The 16,299-nt window shown below is 66.8% G+C and carries 16 protein-coding genes; 4 read left to right on the top strand and 12 right to left on the bottom strand.

Annotated elements, in window-relative coordinates; all coding sequences use genetic code 11:
* Positions 1-77 precede the first annotated feature (77 nt).
* The 10 genes from PT015_RS03870 to PT015_RS03825 all read right to left on the bottom strand — a co-directional run bounded on the left by PT015_RS03870 (position 78) and on the right by PT015_RS03825 (position 11,681).
* Entirely contained in the window at positions 78-1,298 is a 1,221-nt protein-coding gene (locus PT015_RS03870; protein WP_285188932.1) for a phosphoglycerate kinase, read from the bottom strand.
* A 2-nt stretch (positions 1,299-1,300) separates the two neighbouring features.
* Positions 1,301-2,323: a type I glyceraldehyde-3-phosphate dehydrogenase gene (gene gap, locus PT015_RS03865; protein ID WP_285188931.1), complete on the bottom strand. Its 1,023-nt coding sequence runs from the start codon at positions 2,321-2,323 to the stop codon at positions 1,301-1,303.
* A gap of 87 nt (positions 2,324-2,410) precedes the next feature.
* The gene (locus PT015_RS03860; protein ID WP_285188930.1) at positions 2,411-4,153 is read right to left on the bottom strand and encodes a DUF3556 domain-containing protein; all 1,743 of its coding nucleotides are present in this window, start codon (positions 4,151-4,153) and stop codon (positions 2,411-2,413) included.
* A gap of 164 nt (positions 4,154-4,317) precedes the next feature.
* Complete coding sequence (whiA, locus tag PT015_RS03855) at positions 4,318-5,295, bottom strand: DNA-binding protein WhiA (RefSeq protein WP_285188929.1); 978 nt, start codon at positions 5,293-5,295, stop codon at positions 4,318-4,320.
* On the bottom strand, positions 5,292-6,356 hold the full coding sequence (locus tag PT015_RS03850; protein WP_285188928.1) for a YvcK family protein: 1,065 nt from the start codon (positions 6,354-6,356) through the stop codon (positions 5,292-5,294). Before PT015_RS03850 ends, whiA begins: the two co-directional genes overlap by 4 nt.
* Complete coding sequence (gene rapZ, locus PT015_RS03845) at positions 6,353-7,279, bottom strand: RNase adapter RapZ (protein WP_285188927.1); 927 nt, start codon at positions 7,277-7,279, stop codon at positions 6,353-6,355. Before rapZ ends, PT015_RS03850 begins: the two co-directional genes overlap by 4 nt.
* An 11-nt stretch (positions 7,280-7,290) precedes the next feature.
* The gene (uvrC, locus tag PT015_RS03840) at positions 7,291-9,276 is read right to left on the bottom strand and encodes an excinuclease ABC subunit UvrC (RefSeq protein ID WP_285188926.1); all 1,986 of its coding nucleotides are present in this window, start codon (positions 9,274-9,276) and stop codon (positions 7,291-7,293) included.
* Between the two features lie 134 nt (positions 9,277-9,410).
* Entirely contained in the window at positions 9,411-9,881 is a 471-nt protein-coding gene (locus PT015_RS03835; protein ID WP_285188925.1) for a PH domain-containing protein, read from the bottom strand.
* Entirely contained in the window at positions 9,878-10,357 is a 480-nt protein-coding gene (ribH, locus tag PT015_RS03830; RefSeq protein ID WP_285188923.1) for a 6,7-dimethyl-8-ribityllumazine synthase, read from the bottom strand. Before ribH ends, PT015_RS03835 begins: the two co-directional genes overlap by 4 nt.
* Before the next feature lie 46 nt (positions 10,358-10,403).
* Positions 10,404-11,681 carry a bifunctional 3,4-dihydroxy-2-butanone-4-phosphate synthase/GTP cyclohydrolase II gene (locus PT015_RS03825; protein ID WP_285188922.1) on the bottom strand — a complete coding sequence of 426 codons (1,278 nt, stop codon included), beginning with the start codon at positions 11,679-11,681 and terminating at the stop codon, positions 10,404-10,406.
* A gap of 231 nt (positions 11,682-11,912) precedes the next feature.
* On the opposite strand from PT015_RS03825, the gene PT015_RS03820 reads away from it, so the two are divergent.
* The gene (locus PT015_RS03820) at positions 11,913-12,464 is read left to right on the top strand and encodes a chitin-binding protein (protein WP_285188921.1); all 552 of its coding nucleotides are present in this window, start codon (positions 11,913-11,915) and stop codon (positions 12,462-12,464) included.
* A gap of 171 nt (positions 12,465-12,635) precedes the next feature.
* Positions 12,636-12,896, top strand: coding sequence for a hypothetical protein (locus tag PT015_RS03815; protein WP_285188919.1), 261 nt, complete (start codon positions 12,636-12,638; stop codon positions 12,894-12,896).
* Here PT015_RS03815 and PT015_RS03810 read toward each other — a convergent pair.
* Positions 12,893-13,492, bottom strand: a complete 600-nt coding sequence (locus tag PT015_RS03810) for a riboflavin synthase (protein WP_285188918.1) — start codon at positions 13,490-13,492, stop codon at positions 12,893-12,895. The two genes, PT015_RS03815 and PT015_RS03810, sit on opposite strands and share 4 nt — an antisense overlap.
* 93 nt (positions 13,493-13,585) lie before the next feature.
* Between PT015_RS03810 and PT015_RS03805 the strand changes: the two genes are divergently transcribed.
* Entirely contained in the window at positions 13,586-14,299 is a 714-nt protein-coding gene (locus PT015_RS03805) for an LppX_LprAFG lipoprotein (protein WP_285188916.1), read from the top strand.
* A complete protein-coding gene (locus tag PT015_RS03800; RefSeq protein ID WP_390887990.1) occupies positions 14,254-15,843 on the top strand; it encodes an MFS transporter in 1,590 nt (529 codons plus the stop codon). Before PT015_RS03805 ends, PT015_RS03800 begins: the two co-directional genes overlap by 46 nt.
* On the opposite strand, the gene PT015_RS03795 is transcribed toward PT015_RS03800, so the two are convergent.
* Entirely contained in the window at positions 15,827-16,291 is a 465-nt protein-coding gene (locus PT015_RS03795) for a hypothetical protein (protein ID WP_285188913.1), read from the bottom strand. The genes PT015_RS03800 and PT015_RS03795 overlap by 17 nt on opposite strands.
* Positions 16,292-16,299 lie beyond the last annotated feature (8 nt).

Below are 16,299 nucleotides of genomic sequence, written 5' to 3'. Positions count from 1 at the left end.
TCTCGAACTTTTCCGCCAAAACGTCGATCTCGATGCAGAACGGCGAAGGAAGTCGGTCAATGTGCGGCGAAGACCACTCAGCTGTCCAACACTTCGAGACCGGGCAGCGTCTTGCCCTCAAGGTATTCCAGCGACGCTCCGCCACCGGTCGAAATGTGCGAGAAGCCGTCGTCGGGCAGGCCCAGCGCCCGCACCGCGGCAGCCGAGTCGCCGCCGCCGACCACACTGAACGCGCCCTTGGCGGTCGCCGCGGCGATCACCTCGGCGAGGCCCTTGGTACCGGCGGCGAACGCCGGGAATTCGAATACGCCCATCGGGCCGTTCCAGAAGATCGTCTCGGCGTTGGCCAGCAGCTTGGTGAACCGGTCGACCGATCCCGGGCCGATGTCGAGGCCCATCTTGCCTTCCGGAATTGCCTCGGCGGCAACGGTTTCCGGGGTGGCGTCGGCCGAAAACTTGTCGCCCACCACGATGTCGACGGGCAACCGGATGACGTCGGCGTAGGTGTCGAGTAGCTGCTTGCAGGTGTCGATCATCTCGGGCTGCAGCAGCGACGTCCCGACCGAGAGTCCCATCGCCGCAAGGAACGTGTAGCACATGCCGCCGCCGATCACGACGCTGTCGGCCTTGGTCGCGAGTTGTTCGATCACCGCGAGCTTGTCGGAGACCTTGGAGCCGCCGAGGATCACCGCGTACGGCCGCTTCGTCGAACCGGTCAGCCGCTCCAGCACGGCGACCTCATCGGCGACCAATGTGCCGGCGTAGTGCGGCAACAGCGTCGCGACGTCGTACACCGAGGCCTGCTTGCGGTGCACGACGCCGAACCCGTCGGAGACGAAAGCTCCATTGCTGCCGACCAATTCGGCGAGCTCCTTGGCCAACGCCAGGCGCTCGGCGTCGTCCTTGCTGGTTTCGCGCGGGTCGAACCGGATGTTCTGCAGCAGCAGCACATCGCCGTCGGCGAGGCCGCCGGCGCGGGCCTTGGCGTCCGCACCCACGACGTCGTCGGACAACTGGACGGTCGTGCCCAGTTCCTCACCCAGCTTCGCCGCGACCGGGGCCAGCGAGAGTGCCGGGTCCGGCTTGCCGTCGGGCCGTCCGAGGTGCGCGGTCACGATCACTTTGGCGCCGGCGTCAGCCAACGCCTTGATCGTCGGCACCGAGGCGATGATGCGGCCGGGATCGGTGATGGCCCCGTCGCTGAGCGGCACGTTCAGATCGGATCGAACGAGGACTCCGCGTCCCAAAACTCCCTGCGCGAGAAGGTCTGGAAGATTGGGGATCGAAGATCGCGTCACGGCTACAGCGACTTGCCGACCAGCGCGACCAGGTCGACGAGTCGGTTGGAGTAACCCCATTCGTTGTCATACCAGGACACCACCTTGGCCTGATCGTCGATGACCTTGGTCAGGCCGGAGTCGAAGATCGAGCTGTGTGGGTCGGTGACGATGTCACTGGAGACGATCGGTGCGTCGTAGTACTTGAGGATGCCCTTCATCGGACCGTCGGCGGCGGCTTTCATGGCGGCATTGATCTCGTCGGCGGTGGCCGACTTCTTCAGCTCCGCGGTCAGGTCGGTGACCGAGCCGGTGGGGATAGGTACCCGCAGTGCGTAGCCGTCCAGCTTGCCCTTGAGCTCGGGCAGCACCAGGCCGATCGCCTTCGCCGCACCCGTCGAGGTCGGCACGATATTCAGCGCGGCGGCGCGGGCGCGGCGCAGATCCTTATGCGGCCCGTCCTGCAGGTTCTGGTCCTGCGTGTAGGCGTGGATGGTGGTCATCAGACCCTTGACGATGCCGAACTCGTCGTTCAGCACCTTGGCGATCGGGCCGAGGCAGTTCGTCGTGCAGGACGCGTTGGAGATGATGTTCTGGCTGCCGTCGTACTTGTCGTCGTTGACGCCCAGCACGATGGTGATGTCCTCGTCGGTGGCGGGCGCCGAGATGATGACCTTCTTGGCACCGGCGTCCAAGTGGCCCTTGGCTTTTGCGGCGTTGGTGAAGATGCCGGTGGACTCGACGACGACGTCGACGCCGAGGTCGCCCCACGGCAGCGCAGCCGGGCCCTCTTTGACTTCAAGCGCCTTGATCTTGTGGTCGCCGACGACGATGGTGTCTTCGCCTTCGAGGCTGACGTCGAAGGGCAGCCGGCCCAGGATCGAGTCGAATTTCAGCAGGTGCGCCAGCGACGCGTTGTCGGTCAGGTCGTTGGCCGCCACCACCTCGATGTCGGTGTCGGCTCCGGCGGCCTGCTGCGCCAGCAGGGCCCGGTAGAAGTTGCGCCCGATGCGACCGAAACCGTTGATGCCTACCCGGACCGTCACGTATCTCTCCTTCGATGCTGGCTTGATGCTCGCCGCCAGCCTAGTAGCTGCGACAATGCGTAGCTAATTCGGTGGTTCAGGTCACGCTCATCCGTGCGCGACGGGGTGAACGGGCAGCTCGTCGCCGGGCTCTGGCCAGGGCTGGCGGGCCAGCATGTCGTCGACACTGACGTAGCCCTCCTCGAGCAGGCCGGTCTTGGCGTCGACGATCCGGTACCACTGCTTTTTCGTCTGGATCGGCTGTCCCTCGAGGATGATCACCCGCAGGTCGCCCTCCTCCAGCCCGCACCGCCGCTGCACCGCCTCGATCAGCTGCTCGTTGTGCAGATGGCCTTCACCGAAGTTCCAGCCGATCAGGGGCCCGGCCACGGTCTCGCCCTCGCGCAATGCGTAGTCCGCCACGTCCTCCAGTGCCCGCGGCAGCAGGCCATTGAGCGCCCGACCGTGCACATGCATGCAGCGGAAGGCGCGGGCCTTGTCGCTGATGATCTCCGCGGTGTTCGCGTCGTAGAGCCGTGCGATCTGCCGCACGGTCAGCGCCGAGCTCTTCACGACCCCCGCCTCGATCTTGTCCTCCACGCCGGCGCGGAAGCACCAAACGCTCGACGCCCAGTTACCGGCGTAATACCGCAGCGCCGGCAGGAAGGAAATCTGTTGCGGGAACATGTTTCCCACGACCGGAATCACCAGCAACGCAGCCAGCAACATCGCCAGTAGCAGTGGTGAACTCAGGTCGTAGATCACGATGTCGCTGTAGTGACCGAACAGGTAGAACAGCGAGAAGATGAAGAAGATGTTCCACTCCAGGGGCACGCCCATCGGGAGGTTGGAAATGATGTTGAGGTGGAAGATCACCATGAAGGCGATCAATCCCCAGCGCCACGGGTGATTTCCCGCGGCGAACACCAGAACCGCCGGCACGATGAGCTCGGCGGTGGTGCCGCCGACGTGGGCCATCAGCTTCGGAATCCACGTCGGGCGAATGTCGTTCACCGGGTCGCGATAGAGCCTGCGCTTCAACCAGTTGAACGGCCTGCCGCGCAGCAGAGCGTTGTTGCTCGTCATCGCAGCCACCACGTACGGGAAGTGGTGGTTGAGCTTGGAAGTCGCTGCACCCCACCATAATCCGAGCATGACGATCTTGAACGCGGCGATCTGGTCGGTGAACGGGAAGAAGAAGATGATCAGTTTCAGCCAGTAGTGCTCCCCGCGGGCGGCCAGAAAGATGGTCTTGTCACGCAGGCCCAGCAGCGCGAGCGCGACGATCGTCGGCAGCACCCGCAGCGGGTCGATAAGCCCCACGTCGCCATCGCCGGTGACCGATCCGCCGTGTCCGGGTGCCAGCAGCACCCAGACCCCGGAACCCAGGACGACGAGGTAGAGCGCCACGTCGAGCAGCGTGCGGGAGTCGCCGCGCGTGAACGGGACATCGTTGGGCCACGGTGGCAGCCGAATTGTCTTGGGCCGCAACCAATACAGGAATCCGCCGATCGGCGGCAGGAAGCGTGCGGTGAGCGGGCCGGACCCGCAGCCCAGGCCGAGGACCTCGAACAGCAACGTGAAGACGATGAACTTCTGGTAGACGATCGGCTGCGTCCACCAGGTCCCGATGTCGGCCAGACCGCCCAGCCCCGGGGTCAGGGCGATCACCGCCGCGGCGCCCGCCGCGTACGCCGCCATCTTGACCACGTACAGCAGGTAGATCGCCGAGGGAGTGCCGAAACCGTGCTCGACCCAGTGCCGGGTCACCACCTGCATCCGGTCCGCCGCGGACCGGTCCTGCCAGGTCTCGGGGTCGACGTCGGGAAGATCCGGGCTGATGAATCCCATCGGGCCTCGTTTCAGGTCTTGCCACCGTTGGCGAGAACAATCTAGCGGGATAGTCGAGTGCCGCGGCCAATCTGGGCAGCCTGGGATCCTGTGAGCGCCGAATGTGCGGCTTATGAGCGGAGTTGCCCCGCGATCGCGTGCATGACCTGCACAGTCGACGCGAGTTAGGCGTCTTCCAGCAGGTCGGGCGTCACCGCGGACTCGGTGTCGGGAATGCCGTCGACCTTCGCCTTGCGGTCCGCCATCGACAACAGCCGCCGAATACGGCCTGCCACAGCGTCTTTGGTCATCGGCGGGTCGGCCAGCCGGCCCAGCTCCTCCAGCGACGCCTGTCGGTGCTCGACGCGCAGCCTGCCCGCCGCGGACAGGTGGTCCGGGACGGTGTCGCCGAGAATCTCCAGCGCGCGCTCGACCCGGGCGGCGGCGGCCACCGCCGCACGCGCCGATCGCCGCAGGTTGGCGTCGTCGAAGTTGGCCAGCCGGTTCGCCGTCGCGCGAACCTCGCGGCGCATCCGCCGCTCCTCCCACACCAGCCGGGTGTCCTGGGCGCCCATCCGGGTGAGCAGCGCCCCGATGGCCTCGCCGTCACGCACGACCACCCGGTCGGCGCCGCGCACCTCCCGCGCCTTGGCGCTGATGCCGAGCCGTCGGGCGGCGCCCACCAGTGCCAACGCCGCCTCCGGGCCGGGGCAACTGACCTCCAGCGCCGACGAGCGACCGGGCTCGGTCAGTGAACCGTGCGCCAGGAACGCGCCACGCCAGGCGGCCTCGGCGTCACCGATGCTGCCGCCGACCACCTGAGCCGGCAGCCCCCGCACCGGCCGGCCTCGTAGATCGAGCAGTCCGGTCTGGCGCGCCAAGGCCTCGCCGTCATTCGCGACCCGCAGCACGTAGCGCGTGGTCTTGCGAATTCCGCTGGCCGACAACACATGTACGACCGCGCTGTAGCCGTACAGGTCGAAGATGTCCTTGCGGAGCCGACGCGCGATGCTCCCCAGATCGACCTCGGCTTCGACGACCACCCGCCCCGCCACGATGTGCAGCCCGCCGGCGAACCGCAGCAAGGACGTCACCTCGGCGCGCCGCGCGCTCACAGCGGTCACCACCAGGCGGCTCAACTCGTCTTTGACTTCGGCCGTCATCGCCACGCGTCGTCACCCCTCGGTCCGTTGCGACCCGGTCCATCTGTGCCGGTCCGCTGACGTTCTTGCTCGATCGCCACTGCGTCGGTCGACGTCGCGGATGGCGGCGGCCGACCGGAGTCGCGCACGCCCACTCCCTCCAGCGCCGCGGCCAATCTGCCCGGGTCATGTAAAGGTGTACCAGGCCGGGACACGTCAGCGAATTGAACCTGCGCATTGAGCAAAGTTGCCGTCCGCCGGATCTGATCTCGCTCCCGTTCGCTCGGCACCCGCTCGGCGTCGATGATCACGTCGTGAACGGTGAAACCCGGTGCGTGCTGGGCAAGTACGTGCAGGTGGCGTTCGACCGAGAACCCGGCCGTCTCCCCCGGTTCGGCCACCAGGTTGAGCACCAGCGCGCGACGGGCCGAGGTCGCCTGCAGAGCCGCGGCCAGTCCGGGCACCAGCACGTGCGGGATCACGCTGGTGAACCACGATCCCGGACCCAGCACCACCAGGTCGGCGGACATGATCGCGTCGACAGCCTGGCGGGTGGCCGGCGGATCCCCGGGCAGCAGTCGCACCCGACGTACCTTGCCCGGTGTGGTCGCGATCGCCACCTGCCCGCGGATCGCCCGGAACATCCTGGGATCGCTCTCCAATCCGGAGACGTCGGCCTCGATCTGCAGGGCGATCGGGCACATCGGCAGCACCCGGCCCCGTACGCCCAGAATCCGACCGACCTCGTCGAGGGCGGCCACCGGATCGGCCAGCACCTCGCTGAGACCGGCCAGCAGCAGGTTGCCGATCGGATGCCCGGACAACGCGCCGCTGCCACCGAACCTGTGCTGCATGATCGTCGCCCACAGGCGCCCCTGCGGGCTGTCAGAAGCCAAGGCCGCCAACGCCATTCGCAGATCGCCGGGTGGTACCACGTCGAGTTCGCTGCGCAACCGACCGGAGGAACCGCCGTCGTCGGCAACGGTGACGATCGCCGTCACGTGCGGGGTCAGCCGCCGGGCGGCCGACAACGTGGCATAGAGGCCGTGCCCACCGCCCAGAGCGACGATCCGGCGGCTCATTCGCGACCCAGATCCCGGTGCAGCACCCGCACCGTCAGCTGTTCGTCGGGTTCGAGCAGACGCGCCAACGCCTCGGCGATCGCGACGCTGCGGTGTTTACCGCCCGTGCAACCGATCGCCACAGTCATGTAGCGCTTCCCCTCCCTGCGGTAGCCGTCGACAATCAGGGACAGCAACCGATGGTATGTCTCGAGAAACTCTGCCGCGCCGGTCTGGCCAAGGACGTAGTCTCGGACCTCGGGATGCTGACCGGTGAGTGGGCGCAACTCGTCGACCCAGTGCGGATTGGGCAGGAAGCGAACATCCATCACGGTGTCGGCGTCCATTGGCAGACCGTATTTGAAGCCGAACGACTCGACGGTGACGGCGGTCTGCGCGACGGTCTCGCCGCCGAAGGCCCGCTCGATGCTCTCCCGTAGCTCGCGCACCGCCAGTGTCGAGGTGTCGATGACCAGGTCGGCGGTCGCGCGGACCGGAGCGAGCATTTCCCGTTCGGCCGCAATGCCTTCCGCCAGCGTCTGCTCACCCTGCAGCGGATGACTACGTCGGTTCTGCTCATAACGGCGCACCAACATGTCGTCGGAGGCCTCCATGAACAACACCCGCGGAGTGATGTTGCGGGTGGCCAGGTCGTTGCGCACCCAGTCCAGGTCGCCGGTGAACCCGCGGGACCGGACGTCCATCACGATGGCCAGCTGGGTGATCCGGGACCCGGCGTCCAGCCCGAGGTCGACCATCCGGGTGATCAACTGCGGTGGCAGATTGTCGGCGACATACCAGCCGAGGTCCTCGAGCACCTTGGCGGCGGTGCCGCGGCCGGCCCCCGACAGCCCGGTGACCAGAACCACGTCGATTCCGGATTCGCTTGTCGCGCCGTGATTCTCGGCATTCTCGAGCGACTGCGCCTGATTGGGCCCGTCCATCCCCTCGCCTATCATCCCGATGCCCGCTCCGCGACCGGTTCCTGCGCCGCCGCGTCCGTTCCTGGATTGGATCCATCGCCACGCAGCGCGTCGAGCACGGCCGTCGCCGTGGCAACCCCGATGCCCGGAACGGAAGTGATCTCGTCGACCGTAGCCTCCCTGAGCCGAGCCAGTGAGCCGAAATGGGCAACCAGTGCCTTGCGGCGGTGTTCGCCCAGCCCGGGAACCGAGTCGAGCGCGGACGCCGTCATCCGCTTGGACCGCTTGCTGCGGTGGTAGTTGATGGCGAACCGGTGCGCCTCGTCACGCACCCGCTGCAGGAGGAACAGGCCCTCGCTGTTGCGCGGCAGGATGATCGGGTCCGGCTCTGAGGGCACCCACACCTCTTCGAGGCGCTTGGCCAGGCCGATCACCGCGACATCGTTGACACCGAGCTCCTCGAGGACCGCGCTGGCGGCGTTCACCTGCGGCGCCCCACCGTCGACCACATACAAATTCGGTGGATAGGCGAAGCGGCGTGATTTGCCCTCGGGCGACAGGACTTTCGGATCCTCCTGGTCCTGGACGTGTCGAATGAAGCGACGCCGGGTCACTTCGGCGATCGACGCCACGTCGTCGGAGCGACCGTCGCCGGCCGCCTCCCGGATGCCGAAGTGGCGGTAATCGGATTTGCGCGGCAACCCGTCCTCGAACACCACCAGCGAGCCGACCACGTCGGTGCCCTGCACGTGGCTGATGTCGACGCACTCGATCCGCAGCGGCGCGTCGGCCAGCCCCAATGACTCCTGAATGTTTTGCAGCGCAGCTGATCTCGCGGTGAAGTCGCCGGCCCGTTTCAGCTTGTGCTGCTGCAGCGCATCTTTGGCGTTGCGCTGCACGGTGTCGGCCAGGTCCTTCTTGTCACCGCGGCGAGGCACCCGCAGCGCTACCCGCGAACCACGCAGGCCGGTCAGCCAGACCGCCAACTCATCGGCGTTCGGTGGCAGACATGGCACGAGCACCTCGCGCGGCACCGGGTTGACGGATTCGTCCGCGGCTCCGCCGAGCGCGGCCTGGTCGCCGTAGAACTGGGTCAGGAATTGCTCGACCAGTTGCGCCTCACCGGAATCGCCCGGATCACCAGGCTTTTCGACGATCCAGCCACGCTGTCCGCGAACACGCCCACCCCGGACGTGGAACACCTGGACAGCGGCTTCGAGGTCGTCGTCGGCGAACGCAACGACGTCGGCGTCGGTGCCGTCGCCGAGCACCACCGCCTGCTTCTCCAGCGCGCGTTTGAGCGCGCCCAGGTCGTCGCGCAGCCGCGCGGCGCGTTCGAAGTCCAGATCGTCCGCCGCGGTGAGCATCTGCTGTTCCAGTCCGCGGGCGAACTTGTCGGTCTTGCCGGACAGGAAGTCGCAGAAGTCCGTCACGATCTGTCGATGCTGCTCGGCGCTGACGCGACCGACGCACGGTGCCGAGCACTTGTCGATGTAACCCAACAGGCACGGTCGGTCAATTTGATTGTGCCGCTTGAAGACTCCCGCTGAACAGGTACGAGCCGGGAACACCCGGGTCAGCAGGTCGAGGGTTTCGCGGATGGCCCAGGCGTGCGAGTAGGGCCCGAAGTAGCGGACGCCTTTGCGACGCGGACCGCGATACACCATCAGCCGTGGATACTCCTCGTTGAGGGTCACCGCGAGCACCGGATAGGACTTGTCGTCGCGATACCGGACGTTGAACCGGGGATCGAATTCCTTGATCCAGTTGTATTCCAGCTGCAGCGCCTCGACCTCGGTGTTGACCACCGTCCACTCGACTTTGGCAGCGGTAGTCACCATCTGACGGGTGCGCGGATGCAGGCCGGAGATGTCGGCGAAGTACGAGTTCAGCCGGCTGCGCAGGCTCTTGGCCTTGCCGACGTAGATCACCCGCCCATGCTGATCGCTGAACCGGTACACGCCCGGCTCGACCGGGATGGACCCGGGAGCGGGGCGGTAGGTCGCGGGATCAGCCACGGTGTCCAAGGCTAGTCGCGCCCGCCGACGCCGACGACGTGAACCGGATGCGTGGCGAACGCGGAGCTAGGCGCACACTCGGCGCCGAATGTGAAGCCAGCCGCACATTCGACGCCAGACACGGCGAGCGCTGATCAGTGCGACGCCAGATCAGGCCGGTAGTGCGCCAGCAGCTTCCGCACGGCGTCCATGGCCGCCACGGCGCGATCCTTATCGACGGACTGGATCGCCATCAGCGGGATGTACTCGTCGTCGGGCAGATCGATCCGTGCCCAGCGGGCCCCCACGGGAAAGGACACACCCACCAACTCACCCCAGGGCACCAGCCGGTCGCTGAGCACGTTGCGCACCGACAGCCCGGCCGCGCCGACCCGTAGCCGCGGCCGCGCGAACAGCAGCACGAGCCCCGCAAGCACGACGCCGAGCACAGCCATCGCGATCTGGTCGGAGGTCTGGAAGATCACCCCGGTGGACCCCATCTTGAGCAGCAGGCCGATCGCCACATGCGCGACGACGAGAACGGCCGCCACGGCGTAGGCGACATACGGCGTCAGGCGTGGCCGCAGCTGCACATCCCAGGTGTCCTGGTCGGATCGGGCGGTCACGACTTTCCGTGCAGCTGGCGCAGAGTCAGCGCGGTGCTCAGCGCCGCGGCCGTCGCCTGGCCACCGTTGTCCTCGGCGGAATCGGGCAGGCCCGCCCGGTCGAGGGCCTGCGCTTCGTCGTTGGTGGTCAGCACCCCGTTGGCCACCGGGGTCGACTCGTCCAGCGAAACCCGGGTGAGACCCTGCGTCACCGCGTCGCAGACGTAGTCGAAATGCGGTGTCTGGCCGCGGATCACCACGCCGAGCGCGACCACTGCGTCGTGGTCACGGGCGAGTGCCTGCGCGACCACTGGAATCTCGATCGCACCACGCACCCGCACGACGGTGGGGTTCTTGACGCCCCACTGGTCCGCGACCAGTTGAGCGCGATCGAGCAGCTGGTTGCAGATCTTGCTGTGCCACGTGCTCACCACGATCGCCAACGTGAGTGCCGAAGCGTCCTGCGACGCGATGTCGGGTACCCCGGCACCGCTCATAAGCGCCGCTCCTTGGCATCGCTGCGCTCTGATTCGTCGCCGGCGGTCACAGAGCGCCGCCGAATTCGCCTGGCAGATTGATGGATTCGTGGTAGTCGTCCAGCCCGGCAAGGTCGTGGCCCATCCGGTCGCGCTTGGTCATCAGATAGCGGATGTTCTCCGCGTTGACCCGCACCGGCAACGGCACGCGCTCGAGGATGTGCAGCCCGTAGCCGTCGAGGCCGACCCGCTTTGCTGGGTTGTTGGTCAGCAGCCGCATGGAGCGCACACCAAGGTCAACCAGGATCTGCGCACCGGTTCCGTAATCCCTTGCGTCGGCGGGCAATCCGAGCTTGAGGTTGGCGTCGACGGTGTCATCACCGGCGTCCTGCAACTGGTAGGCCTGCAGCTTGTGCATCAGGCCGATGCCGCGGCCCTCGTGGCCGCGCATGTAGAGCACCACACCCCGGCCTTCGCGGGCGACCATCGCCATCGCGGCGTCCAGTTGCGGACCGCAGTCGCAGCGGCGTGACCCGAACACGTCTCCGGTCAGGCATTCGGAGTGGACACGCACCAGCACATCATCGCCGTCGTAGTTGGGACCGGCGATCTCACCGCGGACCAACGCCACGTGCTCGACGTCCTCGTAGATGCTGCTGTAGCCGACCGCACGGAATTCACCGTGCCGGGTCGGGATGCGCGCCTCGGCAATCCGCTCGATGTGCTTCTCGTGCTTGCGGCGGTATTCGATCAGGTCGGCGATGGCGATCAGCGCGAGATCGTGCTCGTCGGCGAAGACCCGCAGCTCGTCGGTCTGCGCCATCGCGCCTTCGTCCTTCTGGCTGACGACCTCGCAGATCGCGCCGGCCGGCGAGAGACCCGCCATCCGGGCCAGGTCGACCGCGGCTTCGGTGTGGCCGGGACGACGGAGCACGCCACCATCCTTGGCGCGCAACGGAACTACGTGCCCGGGCCGGGTGAAGTCGTCGGCGACGCTGGCCGGGTCGGCGAGCAGCTTCATGGTGGTCGCCCGGTCGGACGCCGAAATACCGGTTCCGACACCGTTTTTGGCATCCACCGTCACCGTGTACGCGGTGCCGTGCTTGTCCTGATTGACCGCATACATCGGCAGCAGACCGAGCCGGTCGCAGATTTCGCCGTCCAGCGGCACACACAGGTAGCCGGACGTGTAGCGCACCATGAACGCGACCAGCTCAGGGGTCGCCTTCTCGGCCGCGAAGATGAGATCGCCTTCGTTCTCCCGGTCCTCGTCGTCGACGACGACGACCGCCTTGCCCGCCGCGATGTCGGCGATCGCGCGCTCGACCGAGTCCAACCTCGTCATCGCAGCCACCTTGTCAATGAAACACACCTGACGTCCTCAGGTGTTGTCTCCAGTATGAACCACCACGTCGGATGAGTTATTGCCGCTGCTCACTCAGTGAGCACTTTCGTCACAGCGACTCATCCGCAGAAGGTTTCCAGAGCCGGCGCGTAGCTAATTCATAGCTTAGCTATTTAATGTTCAAGTCGTGGGGGAACGTCCGCCGAATACCGAGAAGGTAGGTGAAGGACCATGACATTGAGGCAACTGATCGCCGGCGCAGGAATAGCCGGTGCCCTTGGCGCAGCCGCACTGGGGGTGGGCACCGGAATTGCCAGCGCCGCGCCCGGGCCACTACCGGGCGGCCATGGCGCCCCCGCCGTCAATCACGCACCCGCGCCGCAGGAGCCGGGCGGCGGGGGCGGCCACGGGCCGGGCGGACCGGGTGGTCCCGGACCCGGTGGCCACGGACCCGGCGGGCCTGGTCCGGGCGGACCGGGTGGGCCAGGTGGGCCGGGACCGCACGGACCTGGTGGACCCGGACCGCATGGAATGAGCGGGCCAGGACCATGGCACGGCGACGACCACCGCGGGTACTTCCGCGGAGCGCCGTGGGGCAACGGGCCGGCACCGTGGGGTGGCGGCGAGCCTCCTCGACCGGCCTGGAATCGGCCGCTTCCGCCACCGGGTGGACGGTGGAGCGACGGCCCGATCAACTACTGGGGCTACCAGGAAAACCCGTTCTGGAACCCACAATTCAATCAGTGGGGCTTCAACTTCTTCGGAGTTTGGATCCCGCTGTAAAGATTCACCCACCAGACGCCCGCTTCGCCGACCAGGCGGAGCGGGCGTTGCCTTTTCCAAGCTCGACAGCACCTTTCGCGCGGATGACGGTCTGCCGACAATTCAGTGCAACCTCAAACACGACTCACACATATCGGCCACGGGGCGTGCTTTCGGCGCTACTGTGGCTTCATGGCGACGTTGCCCGCGATGCGCACCTTGCGCGCCTTGACCTGTGGTCTTGGCCTCGCCGGCGCTTTGCTCGTCGGCGCTGTCCTCACCGGCCCGGCGGTATCCGCGAGCCCGTCGATCATTGCGGCGGACGACCCGGGACAACCATCGAGCCCCGATCCCGCGCCGGGCGCGCAAGGGCCCGGCGATCAGGGTCCGCCCCAGGCGTTGCCCCATCCGCACAGGCGCCACATCGACAACGACCCAGTCTTTCGCCGCTAGACCGACTTCGCGTGCAGTAGTCGCTCCACGTATTTGGCGATGACGTCCACTTCCAGGTTCACCTGAGTCCCGGCTTCGGCCGGCCCGAGCGTGGTCAGTTCGCGGGTGGTCGGGATCAGCGACACCTCGAACCAGTCGTCGCCGAGGGCGGACACCGTCAGCGAGATGCCGTCGACGGTGATCGATCCCTTCTCCACGACATACCGGGCCAGCTCGACGGGCAGCCCGATTCGGACCACTTCCCAGTTGTCGGTGGGCGTGCGACTGAGGATTTTTCCGGTGCCGTCGACGTGACCCTGCACGATGTGCCCGCCCAGGCGACTGTTCAGGGCCGCGGCCCGCTCCAGATTGACCGGGCTACCAGCGACGAGGCGACCCAGGCTGGACCGGCTGAGCGTCTCGCCCATCACGTCCGCGGTGAACTGACCGCCCGGGAGTATCTCGACGACGGTCAGGCACACCCCGTTGACCGCGATCGAGTCGCCATGCCCGGCGTCGGCGGTGACGACCGGACCCTGGATGGTGAAGCGGGCGGAATCCCCCAGCTCATCCTTAACGACGACCTCACCCAGCTCTTCAACGATTCCGGTGAACACCGCCTCAGGCTAGTGAGTCGCGGTCCCCCGCGCGACGTCCCGCCCACCTTGCGCTTCTCTGCCCGGTCGGCGCGACCCGCTACTCTGCAAGTTATGCAGACGCCCCGACCTGTATCCCGCATCCTTGCCGTTCTCGCCGCCGTGTCGATCGGCGCCGCCTTGATCGGCGGCTGCTCGTCGTCCAAGCAATCCGGCGGTCCGCTGCCGGACGCGGCCACCTTGATCAAGGAATCCACCCAGAGCACCAAGAACGTCAAGAGCGTGCACCTGGCCCTGACCGTCAACGGCAAGATCAAGGGTCTGCCGGTCAAGTCGCTGACGGGCGATCTGACCACCACGCCGCAGACCGCCGCGCAGGGCAACGCGAGCATCATCTTCGGCGGTTCCGACATCGATGCGCCGTTCGTCGTGCTCGACGGGATCCTTTACGGAGCCCTGACGCCCGGCCAGTGGGATAGCTTCGGCAAGGCGTCCGACCTGTATGACCCGTCGACCATCCTCAAGCCCGAGGTCGGACTCGCCAACGTGTTGAGCAACCTGAGCAACCCGAAGGCCGAGGGCCGTGAGAACGTCGGTGGGCAAAGCACCATCAAGATCACCGGAACCGTCTCGGCAGACGCGGTGAACGGCATCATGCCGCGACTGAAGGCAACGCAACCGCTGCCCTCGACGGTGTGGATCGAGGAAAACGGTGACCACCAGCTGGTCCAGACCCAGCTGGAGCAGAGCCCGGGCAACTCTCTGCAGCTGACGCTGTCGAACTGGAACGCCCCGGTTCAGGTCACCAAGCCCCCCGTCGCGCCGTGACAGCACCGCAACGCGCGGGCCGCGGCGTCGCCATCAGCGCCGGCAGTCTCGCGGTACTCCTTGGCGCCCTCGACACCTACGTCGTGGTCACGATCATGCGCGACATCATCGGGACCATCGGCGTTCCGATCAACCAGCTGCAGCGCATCACCCCGATCATCACTTACTACCTACTCGGCTACATCGCGGCGATGCCGCTGCTGGGACGGGCATCCGACCGATTCGGCCGCAAGCTGCTGCTGCAAGTCAGCCTCGCTGCCTTTGCCATCGGTTCGGTGATCACCGCCCGGGCTACCAATCTGGACGCCCTGGAGCTGGGACGTGTCGTCCAAGGCATCGCCAGCGGCGCCCTGCTCCCGGTCACACTCGCGCTGGGCGCAGACCTGTGGGCGCAACGCAACCGGGCCGGCATCCTCGGCGGCATCGGTGCCGCGCAGGAACTCGGCAGCGTGCTCGGTCCGCTGTACGGCATTTTCGTCGTCTGGCTGACCAGTCGCTGGCAGGACGTGTTCTGGATCAACATCCCACTGGCGCTCGCGTCGATGGCGATGATCCAGTTCAGCCTGCCGGGCCGCGACCGCAGCGCCGATCCGGAGAAGATTGACATCGTCGGCGGTGTACTTCTGGCGCTCACGCTCGGACTGGCGGTCATCGGTCTGTACAACCCCAGCCCCGACGGTAAGCACGCGCTGCCCGAAAACGGTCCGCCGCTGATCATCGGGGCTGTCGTAGCCGCAGTCATTTTCGTTGTCTGGGAACGGTTTTCACGCACCAAGCTGATCGACCCGACCGGGGTGCATTTCCGGACGTTCCTGTCCGCGCTGGGCGCCTCCTTGTGCGCCGGCGCCGCCCTGATGGTGACGCTGGTGGACGTCGAGCTCTTCGTTCAAGGCGTGTTGTCGAGAGACCAGAACTACGCGGCAATGGTTCTGCTGTGGTTCCTTGCCGCACTGCCTGTCGGCGCCGTCGTGGGTGGGTTGATCGCCACCAAGATCGGCGATCGTGCGGTGACGTTCATCGGTCTGCTCATTGCCGCCGCCGGCTACGTCGTGGTTCGGCAGTGGGACATCCATCTGGCCGACCACCGGGCGGTGTTCCACGGTCTCATCGTGCTGCCGGAGTTGGTGGTTGCGGGCCTCGGCTTGGGCCTGGTGATCGGCCCGCTGACGTCCGCGAGCCTGCGGGTCGTGCCGTCAGCGCAGCACGGCATCGCGTCGGCCGCGGTCGTGGTCGCGCGCATGACGGGAATGCTCATCGGGGTCGCGTCGCTGAGTGCTTGGGGCTTCTACCGGCTCCCGCAAATCACGGCCGAGCTAGCCGCCAAGACACCCCGGCTCGGAAAGGACGCGAGTCCCTTCGAACGCGCGGCGGCAATGGGCGACCTGTACCGACAGGCGTTCGCCGGAATGTACGGCGAAATCTTCGGTGCGACCGTGGTCATCTGCATCGTCGGCGCACTGATCGGTCTACTGATCAGCAGCCGCAGTGTGCACGCCGACGAGCCCGAGGCGCTGAGTTCGGAACCCGTCAGCCCGGCTGTCTGATCAGCCCGTTCAGGGCGCCGATCCAGTCGGCGTTGGAGGCGACGTAGAAGGCGACTTCGCCGGACGGTAGTTGCACGATCAGGTGCGAACGGCCCCCGCGCACAGACGCTTTGAACACTTTGTCTTCGCGGACCCCGACGATCTGCGCCACCGGCACGTCAATCAGCTTGCCGGTCAGGGTGATGAAGATCAGTCGCCGCGCACTGAGCGCGATGGTCCCGTTGTTGTTGACGACGGGATAACCGGGCGCGGTCGCCCCCCGGTACACCCCCTTCTCCGGCGGGCGAACTGGCGTCTCTGACTCGAGGGCCGCCTCGAGCCTCACCCGGGCCACGCGCGACTTGCGACGCCACCAGACGATGATCGGTATCCAGATCACGGCCTGGACCGCGGCGATCCCCAGCACGATCAACGCAACGAACCCGACTGTGTCCCAAGCGTTGTGCACGGTACCCT

Origin of the sequence: Candidatus Mycobacterium wuenschmannii (assembly GCF_030252325.1) — a bacterium.
In the GTDB taxonomy this organism is placed as follows: Bacteria; Actinomycetota; Actinomycetes; order Mycobacteriales; family Mycobacteriaceae; genus Mycobacterium; species Mycobacterium wuenschmannii.
Note: the sequence above shows the minus strand (reverse complement) of the source record. Positions and strands in the feature narration are given on the sequence as shown.